This window comes from Bradyrhizobium ivorense (assembly GCF_900696085.1).
Taxonomy (GTDB): Bacteria; Pseudomonadota; Alphaproteobacteria; order Rhizobiales; family Xanthobacteraceae; genus Bradyrhizobium; species Bradyrhizobium ivorense.
In genome coordinates, this window is sequence record NZ_CAADFC020000022.1 from 179,480 (window position 1) to 199,231 (window position 19,752).

Consider the following 19,752-nt stretch of genomic DNA (forward strand, 5'->3'; position numbering starts at 1 on the left):
AGAGGCGGCGGCGCTATTTCAGCGGCAAGAACAGGTCGGCGACCGCCTCATGCTCCGGCACTTCCGGGAAGAAGCTCAGCCGCTGGCAATAGATCGGGAAGTCGCGGGCTTCCTCGCCGCTGGCCGGAAGCCAGTCGCGATAGAGGTAGAGCGCGGCGGGCTCCAGATTGTCGGTGTTGCCGACGACGCGCAGCACGGCGCAGCGCCCGCCGGGGATCTCGCCGGCCTTGATCTGCTCGCCGTTCGCTTCGATCGGCTGGTCGGTCCCGACGCAGAGGCCCACGCTGTAGTCGGCGGGCGACGCCGGACGCCGCTCGGAACGCCAGACATTGAAGGTCGGGTTTGTCCTGGGGTGCAGGCTGGCGGCCTTGCGCCACGCGATGAAGCGCTGGATGGTGGCGCCGAGCATCGCCGGGTCGCCCCGATGCTCCATGATCGCCACCGCTGTCGGGGGCACATCGCGTATCGTCACGTCGTCAGTAGTAAAGGTCTTCTGCATGAGCTTGCTCCTCGCGTTGTCGAGAGGCCCGAAGGCCGCAAGCCACGGCTCCCAGTCGGGAGATTTTTGGAACGACGAAGGCGATTGCCCGAACCGTTGCCGAAAGGCGCGGGCGAAGGCGTCCGGTGCGTCGTAACCGGCATCCATCGCGACATCCGTGACGCTTTGGGCATCCCGGTAAGCCAGCCGGTATGAAGCGCGCTTCATGCGGGCGAGCTGGATATAGCGATGCACCGACAGCCCGAAGGTCGCCGTGAACTGCCGGTGGAAATGATATTTCGAGTAGGCCGCGATGCTGCTCAGCGCATCCAGGTCCAGATCGTCGTCGAGGTGCCGGTCGATGTGATCCAGCACCCGTTGCATCCGGGCATGGTAGTCCTGCAGCGCCGCCTTCATCGTCCTGTCCTCCGTGGCGGCGCCAGCTAAGCGCAGGCAGGCATGACGCGCTCGACCGATCTTGCGGTTTTGGTCCCGCATGCGCGATGAGATCAGTCGTCTCCGCGTTTGCCGCCATCGATCACCCGAAACAGCGGCGCCGCTTCGCGGGGATGCTCGAGCAGCTCGTCGACCATGGCGATGGCCGCCGCAACATATTTTCCGGTTGCGGCATCCAGCGGCCGCTCGGCTTCGTCTGACAGCGCAAGCTTGGCGCCTTCGAGCAGCTGGCGGGTTCGGGTCGCCTGCTCATCGCCGGCGGTGAGCGAGGCCCGCGCGATCGAGCGCAGCACGAACAGTTCCCCCTCCAGCCGCAGCAGGCGGTCGTTCAGCTTGCTCAGGACGGTGTTCAGGTTCCGCATGATGTCCTCTCGGGCGGGGGCTCGTCAGCCGAAGCCGGCCATACGGCTTACATCGCCGTTTCTTTACACAGTCCTTCCTGACGAAATTCTTGTGCCGGGGGGCGGGCGGGACCGGCCACGCACCATCCGGTTCGTTGCCGGGCCATTTCTCGATCGCCGCGGACGTCCTAGACTGAGGCAGCGAAGCGGCGGGCCTGATCGCCGCCGCCACGGGGAGAGCGACGTGATCGATGCATTGAAGGCCTGGCCGCTCGGCGCCGCCAACGAGATCGAGGGACGCACCACCGGCGCCGAGACGTCGGTGATCGTCGTCGACATGCCGCCCGGGCCGGGGCCGGCCTTGCACCGGCATCCCTATGCGGAGACCTTCATCCTGCTCGAGGGCCGCGCCCGCCAGCCCGCGGCCGCCCGTCCGCCCGCCGAGCTGAGGCCGCCGGCCCGCTTCGCGGTCCCCGGCTGGAGCGACGAATCGACCCGGCAGTGGCTCGATCAAGCCTCCTGCTGCGTCGGTGGCGGCTAGGCGCCGCTCCGACAAGCGCTCTGGCTAAGCCCGGCGCAGCCAATCTGGCTGAATTCCGTCCCCGCTTGGCCCGATTTGTGCCTGTGCAACAGCAATCATTAGGGGCAGGCATGATTGCTGAACATTTTTTGGTCTGGGCCGGGCTTTTAGGCGTTGTCACGTTCCTCGCACTCAATTCCGAGGGGCAAAAACGCGGCTAGCGGGCGCAGATTGTGCAAACGATGCGACTGTAGGCAGGACCTGGTCGTGACGCTAGGAACCGGGGTGGGCACGCGCTGTTGATCCTCGCACAGGAGGTAGACAGCATGTATCTGAAACCGTTCATTGCGGCGACGGCATTGGTATTTGCCTCGTCGGCGTTCGCGCAGGGTGTTTCCACCAAGACGCCTGGGCACCAGATGCAGAACGCAACGAAATCAACCGCGCCTGGCGCGTCCGAATATGCGCCGGGTCACAAGATGCATAAGGCGACCAAATCAACGGCGCCCGGTGCATCCGAATATGCTCCAGGTCATCAGACGACCGGCAGCAATACCCGTACGCGCCGTTGAGGCGTACCCGGAAGGGCCCCAGCATCGGGGCCCTCTTTTTTGACGGTACGGATTGCGAGGTATCGTCGGTCGTCGATGGCTTCGCCGGCGCTTGTCAGGCGCCCAAAAGCACGACGCCGCTGCAGCCGAGTATGATGGCTGAGCGGCGTTGCCTCCGCGCTGGGCCCTGAAATCCCCAGCATTGCTGTGTCTGTAACGCGGACGCCCGAGTTCGAACAATCCGTGATCACACGGGCCGCCTCGCAGGTTTCCGGATCATGCCCTAGGTGGTGTGGACTCTAGGGATTCCCTTTTAGGGGCAAATCAGATTCAAGATTGCTTTTGGGGAGGCAGTCTTGGGTGTGATGGATCGGCTGGTGTTGAGCGACGCGGCGTGGGAGCGGATGGCGCCGCTGATCATAGGCCGGCCTGACCAGAAGGGCTCGACCGGCCGCGACAATCGGATGTTCGTGGAGGGTGTGCTTTGGATCGTGCGTACGGGCGCTCCCTGGCGTGATCTTCCGGAGGCGTTCGGAGACTGGAACAGCGTGTTCCGGCGCTTCAGTCGATGGAGCGCCAAAGGCGTCTGGTGCCGCATCTTCGAGGCGATGTCCGATGACCCCGACTTCGAATATTTGATCGTCGATTCCACCATCGTCCGAGCCCATCAGCATGCTGCCGGGGCCAAAAAAGGGGGTCTGAAGATCAGGCAATTGGCCGTTCGCGCGGCGGCCTGAGCACCAAGATACATATGGCCGTTCGCGGCTTGGGATGTCCCGTACGGTTCACGATCACCGCGGGTCAGAAGGGCGATGCACCGCAAGCTGCCGAATTGATCGAGGGGTTGCCTGCCGAGGTGGTCATGGGCGACACGGCCTATGACGCCGATCACTTGCGCCAAGCCATCGCAGCCAAAGGGGCGCTCGCCGTCATCCCCAACAACCCGTCACGAGCGCTCAAGCATCCGCTCGACAAGTATCTCTATGCCCAGCGCCACCTCGTCGAATGCTGCTTCTCAAAGCTCAAGCAATTCCGCCGCGTCGCAACCCGCTTCGAAAAGACCGCTCGAAATTATCGGGCGGTCGTCACCCTCGCAGCCATCATTCTCTGGCTGCGGTAAGTGTCCACACCACCTAGGGCGTCAGGCCTGCACGACTTCACCGTCCGCCTCGCGTGCTGTCGTCACTGACACGCGCAGCGTCCACCGCATCTCACACCGCGTCTGTGACGATGCGCAGCGCCCCTCGATCGGGTGAGACGGGCGCATTGAACATCTGACTTGGGGTCCGCGTCAAGAGGAAATTCGGAAAATACGAACGACTACGGCATGTGGTGGCCGGCGGCCTGTCCGCCGTCGACGCGGAGGATTTCGCCGGTCACGAATCCCGCGCCGTCGAGGTAGAGCACGGCGTCGACGATGTCGGAGACGTCGCCCATCCTGCCGACCGGGTGAAGGGCGGCCAGTGCCTGATGCGCCTCCACCGGGTGCATCGGGGTCTTGATGATGCCCGCCGACACCGCGTTGACGCGGATTCCGCGCTTCGCATGCTCGATGGCGAGCGCGCGGGTCGCCGCGTTCAAGCCACCCTTGGTGAGCGAGGCGAGCGCGGACGGGACGCTGCTCATCGGCTGGTCGACGAGACTGGTCGTGATCGTGACGACGTGACCGTGGCCCTGCCTGCTCATCAGCTCCAGCGCTCGCTGGGTCATGTGGAAGAAGCCCGTCACGTTGGTCGAGATGTAGGCGGCGTAGTCCTCCTGCGAGTAGGCGGTGAAGGGCTTTGCCATGAACATGCCGGCGTTGTTGACCAGCGTGTCAACGCGGCCGAAACGGTCCAGCGCCGCCTTGAACACCCGTTCCGCCGTTTCAGGGAGGCCAACGTCACCTTGCACCGTGACGATGTCCGCATCATCGGCCGGCCTGATCGACCGCGACGTCGCCACGACCCGGCAGTTGCGATCCCTGAAGGCCTGCACGATGCCGGCGCCGATGCCCTGCGACGCGCCGGTGACGACGGCCACTTTCTGCTCTGTGCTCATGATTGCACCCTCCAGAATCTCGCGCCTACGCCGCGCCGCTGGCCACGAGCGGGCTGTAGTCGTCGCGCTTGAACATCGTGTGCAGCTGCCGCCGCCGGACGCCCATATTGCCGCCGTCGAAGATCGGCAGCGCCAGCGCGTCCTGGAGCAGGCGGCCGAACGGCGCCTCGTGATCGTAGCTGTCGATGCCGACCACGCGCATCAGGTCGGTGATGACGCGCACCGCGGCTTCGGAGCCGAAGATCTTCGCCTGCACCGCGAGCTCCTCGGCCGCGGGCGACTGGGTATCGAGCGCGTGGCAGGCCCGCCAGCTGAGGGTGCGCGCCGCCTCGATGGTGGTCTTGGCATCGGCCAGCGCGTAGCCGACCGCCTGATGCTCGATGATGGGGTGAACGCCGCCGCGCTTCTCGGCGCGGGCAAAATCGAGCGCGAACGCAAATGCCGCACGCATCAGCGCGACGCCGAGGATGCCGACCAGCGCGGCGGTGCCGGTGAATGCCGCCGCGGTCAACGCCAGGCCGGAGCCCTGCTGTCCGAGCAGATTGTGCGAGGGGGTCGTGACATTGTGCAGGCCGAATTGCGGGACGAGGTGCGCGCGATGACCGATGGTGTCGATCGCGCGCTCGAACACGAGACCGCTCACCGGCCCTTCCACCGCAATGATCGAGATCGCGGCGTCGGGCGCCGCCGCCGGATCGGTTCGGCACACCACGGTCAGTACATCGGCGCCCGCGCGATTCCATCCCGTGGCCGAGGACACCCATTTCTTGCGGCCGTTGATCACCCAATTGTCGCCTTCGCGCCTCGCCGTGGTGCGGACGCCCTCGCCGGGCGGCGGCGAGCCGGCGTTGGCGCTGCCGCCGGGCTCGCTGGAGCAGAAGGCGGCGAGCGGGGCGCCGCTGGTCTTCAGGAACGGCGCCAGCAGCCGCTGGCATTGCTCCGGCGTGCCGCCGAGCAGCAGCGGCAGCAGTCCGAGCACGGAGCCGAGCATCGTCAGCGTGACGCTGGGGTTCACGCTGTAAAATTCCTCGGCCAGGATCGCCATATCGATCATGCCGGCATTGTCGCCGCCGGCCGGCGCCGGGATGCATTTGCGCAGATAACCGGCCGCCACCATCGCCTCATAGGTCGGTCTGGTGGCGAAAAAGCGCTGCTCCGGCGTCGCCAGCAGCTCGGCCGACCTCGCCTCGGTCAGTACCTCGGCGGCGAATTTGCGGGACGCAAGCTGCAGCTCGCGCTGCGCTGCCGTGAGCGTGAAATCGATCGCCATGCCAAGCCCTCCGGCCGCCGTGTCGTTTGCGACATGGCTATCCCGGTGGGTCAGGAAAATCTTGGACGGCAGCGCCAGATTTCTAGGCTCGGAGTGAACCGGCCCGGTCGCGCCTCAGTGCGCCGCGGCGCGGCGGAATTCGCGCGGGGTGAGGCCGTTGCCGCGCTTGAACAGACGGTTGAAATGCGAGATGTCGCGGAAGCCCGCGGCAAAGGCGATCTCGGCAATGGTCTTGTCCGCGGCGTTGCGATCGAGCAGCGCGCGCGTGCACAGCGCAATCCGCCGCTCGTTGACGTGCTCGCTCACGGAGCGGCCGGTGGCGGCAAACAGGCGGTGCACGTAGCGCTCGGAGCAGCGGAATTTTGCCGCCAGCGCTGCCGCGCCGAGCCCAGGATCGCTGCTGCGACGCGCGATGTGGTCGAGCATCATCGACAACAGCACCGGCGTATGCACGCGCTCGGCCGGCACCTCGGCGAGGATGCGAGGGGCGTGTGCGATCAGCTCGGCGACATGCGCGCCGGCCATCGCCGAGGTGTTTGCCAGCTGATGACCGCTGAGGCAGAGCTCGGCGTAGCTCGACAGCGTGCGGGACAGCGCGCGGCCGGTCGCGGTCGCGGACAGGCCGAGCCGCGGGCGGTCAAGCAATGCGTCCGGCAAGAGCCGCCGCGGCACGGCAAAGCAGAACAGCTTGAAGTCGTGGCGGTGGGCGATCTCGAACGGCTGCGTCGTGTCGGCGAGCGCCAGATCGCCGGGCGCGCTGATCTGCTCGTGGCCGCGCTGCGTGGTCTGTCCCAGCCCTTCGAGCTGAAGGTTGACGAAGCAAAGATCATCCGTGCTCGACGCGATGTGGGAGGCGAGCCGCTGCACGGTATGCCCGCTGGCGGAGACCAGCGAGATCTGCAGCGGAGCCGCGTCAACCTTGCAGATCGTCCCTGCAAAGGGCTCCTCGGTGGTCCGGCACGGCTCCAATCGGACGAAGGCAGCCGCGAGGTCGTCAGCCCAACTGCCGAAGGGTTGATCCGGACGGGCCGGCCTGGTCGACCATTCCATGGGCACCTCGAATGAGTTGCGGCTGCGAAGGACCCAGCGCGCGAAAGATATAGGCGGTCAAACGGGCGGTCAAATTCACCAATGGCCTAGTCACGCAGCGGTGAATCACGCCTCCGTCACCGATGTGTGTCACACGAAAGCGTCGCGCACGATCGCGCGACGCGGCCGCTTCGCCATCAACGAAGCGCTTCGCATCACGCCGCGCGCGCGCCGAGCAATGTCTTCGGCTCGAGATAGGCCTCGAGCCCGAACGGGCCGTTCTCGCGGCCGAGCCCGGACTGCTTCATGCCGCCGAATGGCGCCAGCGGCTCGTGCGCGGCGCCGTTGATCACGACGCGGCCGCTGTCGATCCGCGCGGCGATCCGCTCGGCGTGCGCAGGGTCACCGAACACGTAGGCCGCCAGGCCGTAGCTGGTGTCGTTGGCGATGGCGACGGCCTCGTCCTCGTCGCGATAGCCGAGGATCGCAAGCACCGGCCCGAAGATTTCCTCGCGCGCGACTTTCATGTCGTTGCTGACATCGGTGAATACCGTTGGGCGGACGAAATAGCCTGATAGCCCGTCGGGCCGGCCTTCGCCACCGGTCAAGAGGTGCGCGCCTTCCTGCTGGCCGAGGCGGATGTAGCGCTGCACGCGTTCCCATTGGGTCTGGCTCACCATCGGCCCGACCGTGGTCGCGGGATCGCGGGGATCGCCGACCTTCACCCGTGTCTCGATCGCGGCCTTGAGAAGCGCCTCGAAGTCGGCGCGGCGATGCTCGGACACCAGCACGCGGGTGCCGGCGATGCAGGCCTGGCCCGAATTCATGAAGCCGGCCTCGATCACGCCCGGGATCACCGCATCGAGGTCGGCGTCGTCGAGGATGATGGTCGGCGACTTGCCGCCGAGCTCGAGCGTCACCCGCTTGAGGCTCGCGGCGCTGGCCTGCACGATGGCCTTGCCGACCGCGGTCGAGCCGGTGAAGGAGATTTTTGCAACATCCGGGTGGGCGGTGATCGCGGCCCCGACATCGGCGCCGCTGCCGTTGACCACATTGTAGACGCCGGCGGGCAGGCCGGCCTCATGCAGCGCGCGCAACACCACGTCGGTCTGCATCGCGCTCATCTCGCTCGGCTTGATCACCGCGGTGCAGCCCGCGGCGATGGCGTAGGCGAGCTTGTTGCAGATGAAGCCGGCGTTGGAATTCCACGGTGTGATCAACCCGACGACGCCGACCGGCGTCATCACGACGCGTGCGGTGCCGATCTTGCGCTGCAGCGGATAGTCGGCCAGGGTGCGCGCGGCGGCAACGAACGTGTCGGCGGCATAGTCGGCCATCCAGCTCGACCGCGAGACCGGGGCGCCATATTCTGTGAGTACCGCCTCGCGCAGCTCTTCGACATGCGCGCGCATCGCGCTGTGCAGCGCGTCGAGCATCTGCAGCCGCTCGGCCTTGCTGGTGCGCGCCATGCCGGGCAGCGCGCGCTTCGCCGCCGCAACCGCGGCATCGACGTCGTCGGCGTCACCGAGGCGCACCCGGCCGATCACCGCGCCGGTCGCCGGGTTGTGCAGGTCGAACAACTCGCGGCCGTGAGGCTCGACGAAGCGGCCGTCGATATAGTTGTGCTCGATGATGCGCATGGGATGTCTCCGTGTTGGCTGTCGCGGAGATAGACTTGGCAATTGATCCCGATTAGTGGCATTGTTCCGGATGAATTGACCTAAAAAACGGGATAATGGGCCGAGGACGTCTGATCGAGCTCGAAGCTGCGGTGGCGGTCGCCCGGCGCCGCAGCTTTCGTGCCGCTGCCGCCGAACTCGGGTTGTCGACCACGGCCCTGAGCCAGGCCATCGCCGACCTCGAAGCCCGGCTCGGTGTGCGGCTGTTCAACCGCACCACGCGCAGCGTCGCACCGACGCCGGCCGGCGAGCAGTTCGTGGCCGAGGTCGCGCCGGCGCTGACCGCGATCCGCGAGGCGTCCGATGCCGTCAACCAGCACCGCGCGACCCCGACCGGCGTGCTGCGGCTCAACACGTCGGCGGGCGCGGCCCGGCGCATCCTGCAGCCGATCATCTTCGAATATCTCGACCGCTACCCGGAAATGTCGGTCGACATCGTCACCGAGGGCAAGCTGATCGACATCGTGCGCGAGGGGTTCGACGCCGGCTTCCGCCTCGCCGAGCAGGTGCCCGCCGACATGATTTCGGTGCCGCTCGGACCAAGCGCGCGGCTCATCGTCGTCGGCGCGCCGGCCTATCTTGCGGCGCGGGCCGCCCCGCACACGCCGGCCGATCTCGCCGGACATGATTGCATCCGGATGCGGCTGCCGGCCGGTACGGTCTACCGGTGGGAGTTCGAGAAGGACGGCGAGCAGCTGCTCATCGACCCCTCCGGCCGGCTCACGCTCGACGAGCCGAATTTGATCCGCGAGGCCGCGCTCGCCGGATACGGGCTTGCCTACATGTCGGAATGGGACGTCGCTGAAGCCGTGCGCGACGGGCGTCTGGTTCAGCTATTGGCGGAATGGACGCCGGCTTTCCCCGGTCTCTCGCTCTACTATCCCGGCGGCCGCCACGTGCCGGCAGGCTTGCGCGCCTTCATCGACCTGATCCACGAGCGGCGCCGCCAGGGCGAAGGTTAGCGCAAGCAAACGGGGGCCCGGCTTGCGCCCATCCGTCACTCGACGATTTCGGTCACGACACCCGCGCCGACGGTGCGGTTGCCTTCACGGATCGCAAAGCGCGACCGCGCCTCGAGCGCGATCGGCTTGTTGAGCTCGATCGTGAACTCGGCGCTGTCGCCCGGCATCACCATCTCGACGCCATCGCCGAGCTGGACGGTGCCGGTGACGTCGGCGGTGCGGAAGTAGAACTGCGGACGATAATTGGCGAAGAAGGGCGTATGCCGCCCGCCTTCGTCCTTCGTCAGCACATACACTTCCGCGCGGAAGGTCTTGTGCGGCGCCGCGCCACCGGGACGCGACAGCACCTGACCGCGCTGCACGAGCGCCTTGTCGATCCCGCGCAAGAGGCAGCCGACATTGTCGCCGGCCTGCCCCTGATCGAGGATCTTCCGGTAGCTCTCGATGCTCGTCACCACCGACTTTCTCGTGTCGCCGAGGCCGACGATCTCGACCTCGTCGCCGAGCCTGACGACGCCGCGCTCGATCAGCCCGGTCACGACGGTGCCGCGGCCGGCGATCGACTGCACGCCCTCGATCGGCATCAGGAACGGGCGATCATTCGGCCGCTCGGGGAGCTCGATATAGCTGTCGAGCGCCTCGAACAGTTTCAGGATCGCCTGATCCGCAAGCGGACCCTGCTCGCCGCGCAGCGCCGCCATCGCCGCCCCGCGCACGACCGGGACGTTGTCGCCGTCGTACTGGTACTTCGACAACAGGTCGCGCACCTCGATCTCGACGAGATCGACCAGCTCCGGGTCGTCGGCGACATCGCACTTGTTCAGGAACACCACGATGCGCGGCACGCCGACCTGGCGCGCGAGCAGGATGTGCTCGCGGGTCTGCGGCATCGGTCCGTCGACCGCTGAGACGACCAGGATCGCGCCGTCCATCTGCGCCGCGCCGGTGATCATGTTCTTCACATAATCGGCGTGGCCCGGGCAGTCGACATGCGAGTAGTGGCGCGCCGCCGTCGAGAACTCGACGTGGCTCGTCGCAATGGTCAGGATCTTCGAATCGTCACGCGTACCTTGCGCGGCCGACGCCTTGGCAACGTCCTGGTAGGAGACGAACGCGCCCCAGCCGTTATCGGCCGAGACCTTCGTCAGCGCTGCCGTCAGCGTCGTCTTGCCATGATCCACGTGGCCGATCGTGCCAACATTGCAGTTGGGCTTGAGGCGGATGAACTTCTCTTTGGCCATGGGACACCTGTGGTGTGCGAGCTCCCGTGCTGGTTTGCACGACTCGAGGCACCGCGAGAGCTCGTTCGGCGCCCGGAGCCGCTTCCGCTCCGGGCCGCTTCCCAATGTCAGGTGTGAATTGGTGAGGTCAGGTCCAAAGCAGATTGGCGGCGGACGAGGGGGTTAGCCCTCCCGTCATCAGCATCGATGCTCGCTGTGACTGCCGCATTGTTGGAAACCTGGGTCGCTCTCGTCTTCAAGGAGGCGTGTACATAAGGGCTGGCTGCGCAATTGGCAAGAGCCGCGCGCCTTGCGCGACCGCGCCGCGCTGGCGTTCCCGCCGCCCGGCGGGTATAATTCCGGCAGAGGGACAGTTACTCGAATGTCGATCTTCGCAAGTAAAAGCGGCCTCGCAATGCTGCTGGCGGCGCTCTGTCTGGGCGGCCAGCAGGCCCATGCGCAGGCCGATCCCGTACGCTACTGGACGCCGGGCTCGCTGTTCGGATTCGGCGGCAGTCTGGCCGACGCTCAGAAGGCGGACACCTACGGCAACTTTCCGAGTTTCGATGCTGCAAGCGCCCAGGGCGGAGGTGCCTGGCTGAACGCCAATCGTTCGGACGGCTGGTTCATGGGCAGCGAGGGCGGCCGCTTCGGCTGGAGCGGGTTCGGCCGCTCCGGCGCGTTCGGCTCGTATGAATATCAGGGCGCTCAGGTCGGCTACAATTTCAAGAGCGGCGACGGCTCCTCGCCGGTGACCTTCTTCGCCGGCTTCGACAGTCTGAAATACAATCCGCCCGGCGCCGGCGGGCCGCTGGCGCCGTTCAGCGGCAGTTCCAGCGCCAACGCCGGCTATGCCGTGCGCGGCGGTGTCGAGTTCCGGCCGACCTCGAACCTCAGCCTCTCGATCGGCGCCAGTTTTGCGCAGCCGCAGGCGGAGCGGATGGACAGCGACATCAATTCGCAGCTGCTGCCCGGCCAATCGCCGCTGCTGTTCGGCCGCTAGAACTTTCAAACCGGAGCTGAGCGTTGGTTGAACCGACGCCGCCTAAAACTTCGCCCTGATGCCGGCATAGGCCGCGAGCGGCATGCCTGGCACGAAGGTGCGCGGGTCGGTCAGCTGCGCCATCAGATTGGTGACGCCGCGCGTGGTGCTGGCGAAGCCGCCGGGCTCGAAGAAGGCGCCGCCGAGATAATAGTGCTGGTTGAAGACGTTGTTGATCAGCCCGAACACCTCGACATTCTCTGTGATCTTGTAGGAGGTGTGCAGGTTCAGCACCGCATAGGCCGGCACCTTCGGGCTCTGGTTGGTGTCGTCGCCGATCAGCCATTGGCTGCCGACCACGTTGACGTCCGCGCCGATCTTCCATGCGTCGCTGGCTTGGTACTCGACACCAGCCTTGAAGCGGTGCGCGGGAATGCCCGGGATGTGATCGCCCGGCTTGACGTTGATGAACTGGGAGCCGCTGGCCGGGTCGGTGATGGCATTCGGATTGTTGGGCGACGGCAGCGTATTGGCGCTTTGGAAGGTGGCGTCGATGAAGGTGTAGTTGGCGTAGGCGTTCCAGCGATCGACGCGGTATTCGAGCTTGGCCTCGATGCCTTGCCGCAGGGTCTGTCCGGCATTCTGGAAATAGCCGAAATTGCCCGTGCCGAGTGGGCTGGTCACGCGGATGATGTCGTCGTCGGACAGGGTCCGGAACCCGCCGAGGCCCCAGCTCAGCACGCCGGTCCTGGCGTCGCGGCCCCAGCCACCGCGGATTCCGGCCTCGACGGTGTGCGCCACCACCTGCTTGAGCGGCGGATCGGCGATCAGGAAGCTGTCGATCACGCAGGGGCGCGCCGGATCGGAGCAGCCGAGCTCGAGCGGCGTCGGTGCGCGGTTGGCTTCGGAGTAGCCGGCATACACCGTGAGGTTCGGCGTGATCTTGTAGGTGCCGCCGATCACCGGATTCAGGCGCTGGAAGCGGTTGTTGCTGTTGAGCAGCGGGTTGGTCCCGGTCTGATCCTGCAAATCGATCTGCGCCAGGTTGAATCGGCCGCCCGCGGTTACCGCGAACTTGTTGGTCACGTCGAACGTGTCGGTCAGGTAGACGCCGGTGTAGGTGTTGGTGGCGTGCAGGTCGACCGGGGCGAGGCCGGCGTCGGGCTGGTTGACGAAGATCCCGGTGCCGGTCACGAACAGATTGTTCGGATCGATGGTGCCGAGCTCGCTGGTGGCGTTGAACTTGGTGTAGCCGTGGTCGACGCTGACGCCCATCACGACATGGTTGTCGTGGCCGAACAGCTTGTCGCTGCCGGTCACCTGCGCGGTGCCGCCGTACGAATTGGTGGCAGCGGTGTTGCGGTCGATCTCGCCAAGGAAAGCCGTGCCAAGCGTGTTCGGCACCGGCGTCGTGCCGAAGATCGGCATGTTGTCCTGCGCGCCGTCGAGGCACAGATTGCGGCCGCGGTTGCAGGACTCGACGTCGGTGCCGTTGCCGTCGACATGGGATTGCCGGAAGCCGCGGAAATAGGCGTTGCCCTGGAACGACCAGGTGTCGGAAAAATTGTGGTTCAGCGTCGCGTTGACGAAGGCGAGCTGCAGATGCGTGGTCTGTGGCCAGGTATAGACACTCGACCAGCGCTGGTTGAGCATCTGGATCGGCGTCGCCGCGACATTGCCGAGAATGTTGTCGGCGCCGGTGAAGTTGACGTGGAATTCGGTCTGGTCGTTGCGCGCGCCGACGTCGACATACATCCGGTTGACGTGGGAGGAATTGGCGTAGTCGCGCCAGCCGCGGTCATAGGCGGATTCGAACGCCGCATAGGCGGAGACGTTGTCCTTCTGGCCGCCGGCCTGCACACTGCTCTGCACGCGTCCGTAGGAGCCGCCGAACAATTCGCCCTCGACGCCTTGATAGGTGAAGCCATTCTTCATCTGGATGCTCAGCGCCCCGCCGATCGCGTTGAGGCCGAACACCGGATTGTTGGGGAACAGCGAGACCCGGTCGATCGCCTTCTCCGGGATGAAGTCCCAGTTGACGACGTCGCCCCAGGATTCGTTGATGCGCACGCCGTTCTGATAGACCGCGAGCCCCTGCGGCGTGCCCTGCACCGGCGAGGCGGTGAAGCCGCGATAGTCGAGATTGCGCTGGAATGGATTGCCGGTGTGGTCGCCGAGGGTGACCCCCGGCAGCTTGCGGTTCACCGAGTCGAGGAAATTGGTCGAGTAGTTGCTGCTGAAATCCTGCGACGTCAGCACCTCGGTGTTGGACGGGACCTTGTCGCGATCGATCAGGCTCGAGTCGCGGTCGGACGGGCCGGGGGCCGCCGTGCCGCCTTCCGGCGCCGCCGCCGGTGCAGCAGGTGCGGTTCGGGTTCGGGCGGTTCGCGTGCTGCGAACCGCGGGCCGTGCCGCCGGCCTTGCGCTGCGGGTGCCGGCCAGCGGTGACGGGGCGATCACGTTGACCGGCGGCAGTTCGGTGACGGGAGCGGTGGTCTGGGCGTGCAGGACGGTCGACGGCGCAGCGGCGCCGATCGCGACCAGCATGACTGCTGCCCCGCGCGCACGAAAGCAAGAGGATCGATATCGAGTTGCCGCACGCAACAACGTCGCAGCCATGGCGCCCACCACCCAGTCCCGGTCCGTCATTGTCCCCAACGAACCTTGCGGCTTCGAGACTGCTCAAGCGATCCGGCTTTGGCAAACAGGATTCGTTTCTGGCGGCCGGGATTCTTTTCCGGATGGTATCGGGAAAAATTCCCGATCGGGTCTCGTGGGGCTGCAACGGGCGGCGTTCCGGCCGGTTTCGGGCGGCCTTAGAACAAATTGTAGCCGGGGGTCAGCAGGCCGAGCGGATCGTAGCGTCGCCTGGCTTGGCGCAGCTTTGGCCAGGCGGGCCCGAAGTGATGTTCCCAGTCCTGCGGCGTCATCGGAAGGGCGCTGACCGGATACAGGACGCCGCCCGCATCAACGACCCGGTCGTAGATCAAGCGGTTGTTCGCCAGCAGCCGATCGACCTGCGCCGGGTCGGCCGATGCCGGCATGTGGACGATGTTGCAGCAGAACGCCACGCCGCCCTCGGGCCACCGCACCAGCGGGGTACCGGATGCGCGGGTGCGCAGCGGATAAAACGTCACTCGTCCGAGCTGGCCGATGTCCTCGCCGGAGAGGCGGCCGAGGATCTCATCGGCCAGCTGCTCGGCGTTGACGTTGGGCAGGAAGGTGAACAGCCAGGGGTGCGGATTGGACCAATGGCCTTTCGAGCGGAGCAGCGCCTCCAGCTTGGCAAAGGCCAGCGCGTCGTCGTGATAGGTCAGATCGGTGACGACGGCGGTCTCGCGGTTGCCCGACAACGAGGCGAACACCGTATTGTCGTCCGGAGGCGAGGCCTTGCCGTAGAACAGCGCGCCTTCGAGCTGGTATCGCCAGCCCGACTTGCCGTCGGGGAGAATGGCGCCCTGCAATTGATCGAAGCGATCGGCTTGCAGCGCGCGGCGCTGATCCACCGCCAGCGAGGCGAGGTCCTGATAGAACAGCTGATAGCGCCGCACCCGTTCCGGCGCGCGCACCAGCTTTAACGTCGCGCGCGTGATCAGGCCGCATTGTGCGAGGCCGGCGCGCGCTGCGTCGAACAGATCTGCGTTCGATCCCCGCGAGCAAGTCAGTGGCTCGCCGCTTCCTGTGACGATGTCGAGCTCCAGAACATGGTCGGTCTGCATGCCGTGGCGCGAGGTGCTGCCGCCGATTCCACCGACCGCGATGGTGCCGCCGACGGAGAGGCCGAGATAGTTGGTGAGCACCGGCGGGGTGAGGCCGTGTGCCAGCGTCGCCTCGAGCACGCGCTCCCAGGTCGCGCCGGCGTCGACGACGATGTGATCGGCGCCGATCCGATGGATCGCGTTGAGCCCGCTCATGTCGATGACGACACCGCCCTCGGCCATCGCCCGGCCGTAGGTCGAGTGTCCCTGTCCGCGTGCTGCGACCTTCTGCCCCGATCGGCCGGCGGCGCGGAGCGCGCTGCTGATATCGGTGGCGGAGGCCGGCTTGACCACGGCGCGCGGCGGTCTTTGAACGATGTTGCCGAAATCGCGGGACGCGGCGGCGCGATCGTCGCCATCGTCGCCGAGCGCACCGGCCACCGGCAGCCAGTCGCATGCATACTGGCGCAGCTCGCCGCTCGCCGCCGGCCATTCGCAGCCTTGAACCTGCACTGGCGTCTGCGCCGGCATCGCCCCGAGCCCGGCGCGGGACGCGAATGCTGCGGTCATGCAAAGTCCTGCGCCGAGCAGGGCGCGCCTGTTCGTGGTCATGGGGCTCTCCTCAAGTGCACGATGCCGGCACGTCTCGTTGCCGTTCACCTGCACATTGGGTTTGGCCCTTGGGACGGACAATCGGTGCGGGGCGGGAAGCACCTTCTCGCAAATCGGGAGAATGGCGGGCGACGCGCGCCGGCGTCTCAGAGCCGCTCGTGCTTCAGCCGGGTGGCGAGTTGGTCGGCAAACAGCCGCGTCTTGGCCGCTGGCATTCCGCTCGGCGGAAATACCGCATGGATCGGCGTGCGCGGTGCTTCAAATTCCTCGAGCACGATCTCGACGGCGCTCTCGTTGAAGAGATCGCGGATCTGCCAGAACGGTCCGTAGCCGAGGCCGAGACCGTCACGCGCCGCCGCGCACAGCGCCGCCGAATTGTCGCTCTCGAAGCAGCCGTTGACCCGAACCGCCTTTGGCTCGCCGTCGATCTGAAAGCGCCACAGCTCCGGTTCGCCGTCGCTGCTGATGCGCCGCACGCAGCGATGACGCGTGAGCGCATCGGGATGATCCGGCCGGCCGTAACGGGCAAAGTAGCCCGGCGCGCCATAGACGACGGTGCGAATTTCGCCGAGCCGCCGCGCCTTCAGCGACGAATCCGGCAAGTCCCTGATCCGAACGGCAACGTCAAAGCCGTCGCCGACCACGTCGACGGCGCGGTCCGAGGCCTTGAGCTCGGCCTTGATCAGCGGGTAGCGCGCGATGAAGTCCGCGATGACAGGCACGACGAAGGCGGAGGCGAACTGCACGGGTGCAGCGATGCGCAGCAGGCCCGACGGTTCGCCGCGCTGGCTCGCCGCCTCCAGCCGCGCCTCGGTGATCTCGGCAAGCGCCGGCTTGACGCGCCGGTAGAACGCGAGCCCGGCCTCGGTCGGGAACGATCGACGCGTGGTTCGCCGCACCAGCTCGACGCCGACGCTGCGCTCCAGCGTCATCAGCGAGCGGTTGACCGATTGCAGCGAGCGGCCGAGCCGGCGCGCCGCCGCGGTCTGGCTGCCGGCCTCGATCACGGCGAGAAAGGCCTCGATATCCTCCACAGCGCCACCTCATTCTATCGGATGGTGGGAGGATATTACGGTGCTGTGCGATTGTCAGGGCGCAGCTCGGGCTGGAACCCGTGGTGCGAATTGGATCGCTGAAACGAAAAAAGGACCGTCGACGTGACGGTCCTTTTCTGCCGGTTGAAATGGATCCTCTAAAAACTCAATCGTATAAAATGCTTCGCAAGTTACGGTCGCGCCGGCAGGGACCGTATTACGATCATCCTGGTTTATCAGAAATCCGGATCAGTACGGTGTTCCGGCCCGTGGAACCACGGGCGGAAGCGTTTGCACTATGATACCTGCATGCAGTCCTGTAGCCCGGATGAAGCGAAGCGCAATCCGGGATCCTCTATCCGCGGGCGCACCGTTCCCGGATTTCGCTGCGCTCCATCCGGGCTACGGGTCACAGGTTCAACTCAGCCTGTCTTGCGCATTTTGCTGAGCAAATAGTTGTCGTAATAGTTCTCCGCGATCTGGGTGTAGAACAGCACTTCCTTCATATAGGCGTCGTGGCTCTCGCGCGTCTTCTTGAACAGCGGGCTCTTCTCGGAAATCTCGTTGAGGTGGTCCTGCGTGGCCTGGTAGCTGGCCTCCATCACCGGCTGCGGGAAGGCGCGCAGCTCGGCCCCGCCGGCGACCAGCCGCTTCAGCGCGGCCGGGTTCACGCTGTCATATTTTTCCAGCATCCAGGCGCCTGCCGCAGCACCAGCCTGGTTCAGCACCGCCTGGTATTGCTTCGGCAAGCCATTCCACTTCTCGTCGTTGACGATCATGTGCAGCATCGCGCCGCCTTCCCACCAGCCGGGGAAGTAGTAGTATTTCGCCACCTTGTAGAAGCCGAGCTTCTCGTCGTCATAGGGGCCGACGAACTCGGCGGCATCGATCGATCCTTTCTCGAGCGCGGCATAGACCTCGCCGCCCGCGATCTGCTGCGGCACGATGCCGAGCCGCGCCAGTACATGGCCGCCCATGCCGGCGATGCGAAACTTGAGGCCCTTCAGGTCGTCGACCGTCTTGATCTCCTTGCGGAACCAGCCGCCCATCTGGGTGCCGGAGTTGCCGGCAAGGATCGCATGCGCCTTGAACGGTTTCAGCGCCTCGTTGCACAGATCGGCGCCGCCGCCGAACGCCCACCAGGATTCCTGGTGGCGATGGTTCATGCCGAACGGCACGCCGGTGGCATAGGCCAGCGCCGGCTCCTTGCCGATGTAGAAATACAGCGGCGTCTGCGCCATCTCGACGGTCGCGGAGCTGACCGCATCGAGCGCCTGCAGGCCGGGCACGAGCTCGCCGGCCGCAAAGGTCTGGATCTGAAACTTGTTGTCGGTGACATCGGCGACGTATTTCGCAAAGGTCTGCGCTGTGCCGAAGATGGTGTCGAGCGACTTCGGAAAGCTCGACGTCAAACGCCATTTGATCTCGGGCATGCTCTGCGCGATCGCAGGCGCCGCAACCAGCGTGGTTGCGCCGGCGAGGGCGCCGCCTGTGAGGAACGTACGGCGTTTCATGATGGGGACACTCCTTTGGCTGGCAGGTCACCGGGCGGGACGCCGTCCGGGACGATCTGGCCGGTATCATTACTGGCTCCAGGGCAGGGGTGGAAGGTGCCTTGCGGGCCTGCGGGCTTGTAAAGTGCCGGCAGGACGCGCAGTTTGTATCCGCTCCGGGGACAGCAGGGCGCGGCGACGCTCGCGATTGCGCGGCATCGGATCATGATCAGAAACGGACTTTACCTGGCCGAGACGCGATTTCTGGACGGCGTGGAGGCCTACAACCGGCACGTCATGGTGCTGCGCGACGGCATGATGCGCGGCGGCGGCGGATTCTACTACACCGTCGGCAGCTACACCTCTGCGAACGGCAAGTGGAAAGGCGAGATGACGAGCCGGGAGCACTCGCCGATTTCCGCAACCTATCCCTGGGCGCGCAAGACCATCAGCATCGGATTTTCCGGCACCTATACGGATGAGGCCGCCGAGTTCGAAGCCACTGCGCTGGCCGGCAAGCAGTCCTTCCGCTTCAAATCGGTCTACCGGCTGCTGCACGCGGATTGAAATCGCGGCGCATGTCTGCTTTCAGGCAGACGTGACGCCGCGCTCTGCCGCAAAAAATACGAGTCAGTCCTTGTACTCGCAGCCGAGCCGCGCCAGCGTTTCGTCGACCCAGCGGCGATCGGGCGTGCCGGCGAGGATCTGCTGGATCGCCTTTTCCTCGCTCGCCTTCTTGGCTTCGGTCTGCTTGCAGATTTCCGCGGCCTGGTCATAGGGCACGCACAGCACGCCGTCGTCATCGGCGACGATGAGGTCGCCGGGCTCGACGATCATGCCGTCGATCGAGATCGCGCAGTTGATCTCGCCCGGGCCGTCCTTGTAAGGACCGCGATGCGCGACGCCGGCGGCGAACACCGGGAACGATCCGGCGCGGATCGCGCCGGCATCGCGGATCGAGCCGTCGATGACAAAACCCGCGACGCCCTTCTTCTCGGCGAGCGTCGACATGATCTCGCCGATGATGGCGTTGACCAGGATGCCGCCGGCGTCGACGACGATGACGTCACCCGGCTGCGCCAGATCGATCGCCTTGTGCACCATCAGATTGTCGCCGGGCCGGGTCTTGACGGTCAGTGCCGGGCCGCCGAGCCAGCCGCCGCCATGCATCGGCCGCAACCGGTTGGTGCCCGCGATCCGCGACATCACGTCGCTGATATTGGCGACGGGGAGCGTGCGGTAGCGCGCGACCAGATCGGGCGACACTTTTCGTTTCGTCTTGTGAATTGCAAATCCAATGGCCATCGGTTTTCTCCGGGTGTTCTGAGTTTGATTGCTTGGAACGTGATTGGATCGGGTCGCATCGCTGCCGCGCAGGAGGTGTACT

The 19,752-nt window shown here is 65.9% G+C and carries 18 protein-coding genes; 6 read left to right on the plus strand and 12 right to left on the minus strand.

From position 1 onward, the window contains the following. Window positions 1-13 precede the first annotated feature (13 nt). Together CI41S_RS28540 and CI41S_RS28545 are read right to left on the minus strand one after the other, a co-directional pair. Window positions 14-895 (minus strand): AraC family transcriptional regulator, encoded by an 882-nt coding sequence (locus CI41S_RS28540; RefSeq protein ID WP_139862603.1) that lies wholly within the window; start codon window positions 893-895, stop codon window positions 14-16. Between the two features lie 92 nt (window positions 896-987). After that, window positions 988-1,296 (minus strand): hypothetical protein, encoded by a 309-nt coding sequence (locus tag CI41S_RS28545; RefSeq protein WP_139483764.1) that lies wholly within the window; start codon window positions 1,294-1,296, stop codon window positions 988-990. A gap of 223 nt (window positions 1,297-1,519) precedes the next feature. Here CI41S_RS28545 and CI41S_RS28550 point away from each other — a divergent pair, with 223 nt between their 5' ends. The 3 genes from CI41S_RS28550 (at window position 1,520) to CI41S_RS28560 (ending at window position 3,466) form a co-directional block, all read left to right on the plus strand. Further along, on the plus strand, window positions 1,520-1,816 hold the full coding sequence (locus tag CI41S_RS28550; protein ID WP_139862604.1) for a cupin domain-containing protein: 297 nt from the start codon (window positions 1,520-1,522) through the stop codon (window positions 1,814-1,816). Between the two features lie 305 nt (window positions 1,817-2,121). Further along, entirely contained in the window at window positions 2,122-2,367 is a 246-nt protein-coding gene (locus CI41S_RS28555; RefSeq protein ID WP_139862605.1) for a hypothetical protein, read from the plus strand. Between the two features lie 335 nt (window positions 2,368-2,702). After that, window positions 2,703-3,466, plus strand: a protein-coding gene (locus CI41S_RS28560; protein WP_139860511.1) for an IS5 family transposase whose coding sequence is annotated in 2 segments (ribosomal slippage) — window positions 2,703-3,038 and window positions 3,041-3,466 — 762 coding nt in all. Because the reading frame shifts where the segments join, the coding sequence is not laid out codon by codon here. A 200-nt stretch (window positions 3,467-3,666) separates the two neighbouring features. On the opposite strand, the gene CI41S_RS28565 is transcribed toward CI41S_RS28560, so the two are convergent. The 4 genes from CI41S_RS28565 to CI41S_RS28580 all read right to left on the minus strand — a co-directional run bounded on the left by CI41S_RS28565 (window position 3,667) and on the right by CI41S_RS28580 (window position 8,325). Next, window positions 3,667-4,386: an SDR family NAD(P)-dependent oxidoreductase gene (locus CI41S_RS28565; protein WP_139862606.1), complete on the minus strand. Its 720-nt coding sequence runs from the start codon at window positions 4,384-4,386 to the stop codon at window positions 3,667-3,669. Between the two features lie 25 nt (window positions 4,387-4,411). Then, on the minus strand, window positions 4,412-5,656 hold the full coding sequence (locus CI41S_RS28570; protein WP_139862607.1) for an acyl-CoA dehydrogenase family protein: 1,245 nt from the start codon (window positions 5,654-5,656) through the stop codon (window positions 4,412-4,414). Between the two features lie 114 nt (window positions 5,657-5,770). Continuing rightward, on the minus strand, window positions 5,771-6,706 hold the full coding sequence (locus CI41S_RS28575) for a helix-turn-helix domain-containing protein (RefSeq protein WP_139862608.1): 936 nt from the start codon (window positions 6,704-6,706) through the stop codon (window positions 5,771-5,773). A 194-nt stretch (window positions 6,707-6,900) separates the two neighbouring features. Then, window positions 6,901-8,325 carry an aldehyde dehydrogenase family protein gene (locus CI41S_RS28580; RefSeq protein ID WP_139862609.1) on the minus strand — a complete coding sequence of 475 codons (1,425 nt, stop codon included), beginning with the start codon at window positions 8,323-8,325 and terminating at the stop codon, window positions 6,901-6,903. A 95-nt stretch (window positions 8,326-8,420) separates the two neighbouring features. On the opposite strand from CI41S_RS28580, the gene CI41S_RS28585 reads away from it, so the two are divergent. After that, window positions 8,421-9,326, plus strand: a complete 906-nt coding sequence (locus CI41S_RS28585; RefSeq protein WP_139862610.1) for a LysR family transcriptional regulator — start codon at window positions 8,421-8,423, stop codon at window positions 9,324-9,326. A 35-nt stretch (window positions 9,327-9,361) separates the two neighbouring features. On the opposite strand, the gene tuf is transcribed toward CI41S_RS28585, so the two are convergent. Further along, the gene (gene tuf, locus CI41S_RS28590; RefSeq protein WP_139862611.1) at window positions 9,362-10,567 is read right to left on the minus strand and encodes an elongation factor Tu; all 1,206 of its coding nucleotides are present in this window, start codon (window positions 10,565-10,567) and stop codon (window positions 9,362-9,364) included. Window positions 10,568-10,928: 361 nt separating this feature from the next. Between tuf and CI41S_RS28595 the strand changes: the two genes are divergently transcribed. Next, window positions 10,929-11,549, plus strand: coding sequence for a hypothetical protein (locus tag CI41S_RS28595; RefSeq protein WP_172628225.1), 621 nt, complete (start codon window positions 10,929-10,931; stop codon window positions 11,547-11,549). Between the two features lie 42 nt (window positions 11,550-11,591). Here the strand turns inward: CI41S_RS28595 and CI41S_RS28600 are convergent, their stop codons facing one another. The 4 genes from CI41S_RS28600 to CI41S_RS28615 all read right to left on the minus strand — a co-directional run bounded on the left by CI41S_RS28600 (window position 11,592) and on the right by CI41S_RS28615 (window position 18,386). Continuing rightward, window positions 11,592-14,075, minus strand: coding sequence for a TonB-dependent receptor (locus tag CI41S_RS28600; RefSeq protein WP_283813141.1), 2,484 nt, complete (start codon window positions 14,073-14,075; stop codon window positions 11,592-11,594). A gap of 269 nt (window positions 14,076-14,344) precedes the next feature. Beyond that, entirely contained in the window at window positions 14,345-15,838 is a 1,494-nt protein-coding gene (locus tag CI41S_RS28605) for an FAD-binding protein (protein WP_244626721.1), read from the minus strand. Between the two features lie 146 nt (window positions 15,839-15,984). Beyond that, window positions 15,985-16,872, minus strand: coding sequence for a LysR family transcriptional regulator (locus CI41S_RS28610; protein WP_139862612.1), 888 nt, complete (start codon window positions 16,870-16,872; stop codon window positions 15,985-15,987). 422 nt (window positions 16,873-17,294) lie between these two features. Continuing rightward, a complete protein-coding gene (locus tag CI41S_RS28615; RefSeq protein WP_139862613.1) occupies window positions 17,295-18,386 on the minus strand; it encodes a TRAP transporter substrate-binding protein in 1,092 nt (363 codons plus the stop codon). 204 nt (window positions 18,387-18,590) lie between these two features. On the opposite strand from CI41S_RS28615, the gene CI41S_RS28620 reads away from it, so the two are divergent. Continuing rightward, the gene (locus tag CI41S_RS28620; protein ID WP_229178799.1) at window positions 18,591-18,932 is read left to right on the plus strand and encodes a hypothetical protein; all 342 of its coding nucleotides are present in this window, start codon (window positions 18,591-18,593) and stop codon (window positions 18,930-18,932) included. A gap of 63 nt (window positions 18,933-18,995) precedes the next feature. Here CI41S_RS28620 and CI41S_RS28625 read toward each other — a convergent pair whose 3' ends face one another. Continuing rightward, window positions 18,996-19,670 carry an RraA family protein gene (locus CI41S_RS28625; protein ID WP_139862614.1) on the minus strand — a complete coding sequence of 225 codons (675 nt, stop codon included), beginning with the start codon at window positions 19,668-19,670 and terminating at the stop codon, window positions 18,996-18,998. Window positions 19,671-19,752: the final 82 nt, after the last annotated feature.

Bases quoted from the DNA above. Each gene is read 5' to 3' on its own strand.
- CI41S_RS28620 (WP_229178799.1), top strand. From the start codon at position 18,591: ATGATCAGAAACGGACTTTACCTGGCCGAGACGCGATTTCTGGACGGC.
- CI41S_RS28575 (WP_139862608.1), bottom strand. From the start codon at position 6,706: ATGGAATGGTCGACCAGGCCGGCCCGTCCGGATCAACCCTTCGGCAGT.
- CI41S_RS28565 (WP_139862606.1), bottom strand. From the start codon at position 4,386: ATGAGCACAGAGCAGAAAGTGGCCGTCGTCACCGGCGCGTCGCAGGGC.
- CI41S_RS28585 (WP_139862610.1), top strand. From the start codon at position 8,421: ATGGGCCGAGGACGTCTGATCGAGCTCGAAGCTGCGGTGGCGGTCGCC.
- CI41S_RS28605 (WP_244626721.1), bottom strand. From the start codon at position 15,838: ATGACCACGAACAGGCGCGCCCTGCTCGGCGCAGGACTTTGCATGACC.
- CI41S_RS28570 (WP_139862607.1), bottom strand. From the start codon at position 5,656: ATGGCGATCGATTTCACGCTCACGGCAGCGCAGCGCGAGCTGCAGCTT.
- CI41S_RS28615 (WP_139862613.1), bottom strand. From the start codon at position 18,386: ATGAAACGCCGTACGTTCCTCACAGGCGGCGCCCTCGCCGGCGCAACC.
- CI41S_RS28540 (WP_139862603.1), bottom strand. From the start codon at position 895: ATGAAGGCGGCGCTGCAGGACTACCATGCCCGGATGCAACGGGTGCTG.
- CI41S_RS28555 (WP_139862605.1), top strand. From the start codon at position 2,122: ATGTATCTGAAACCGTTCATTGCGGCGACGGCATTGGTATTTGCCTCG.
- CI41S_RS28625 (WP_139862614.1), bottom strand. From the start codon at position 19,670: ATGGCCATTGGATTTGCAATTCACAAGACGAAACGAAAAGTGTCGCCC.
- CI41S_RS28580 (WP_139862609.1), bottom strand. From the start codon at position 8,325: ATGCGCATCATCGAGCACAACTATATCGACGGCCGCTTCGTCGAGCCT.
- CI41S_RS28600 (WP_283813141.1), bottom strand. From the start codon at position 14,075: ATGCTGGTCGCGATCGGCGCCGCTGCGCCGTCGACCGTCCTGCACGCC.
- CI41S_RS28545 (WP_139483764.1), bottom strand. From the start codon at position 1,296: ATGCGGAACCTGAACACCGTCCTGAGCAAGCTGAACGACCGCCTGCTG.
- CI41S_RS28595 (WP_172628225.1), top strand. From the start codon at position 10,929: ATGTCGATCTTCGCAAGTAAAAGCGGCCTCGCAATGCTGCTGGCGGCG.
- tuf (WP_139862611.1), bottom strand. From the start codon at position 10,567: ATGGCCAAAGAGAAGTTCATCCGCCTCAAGCCCAACTGCAATGTTGGC.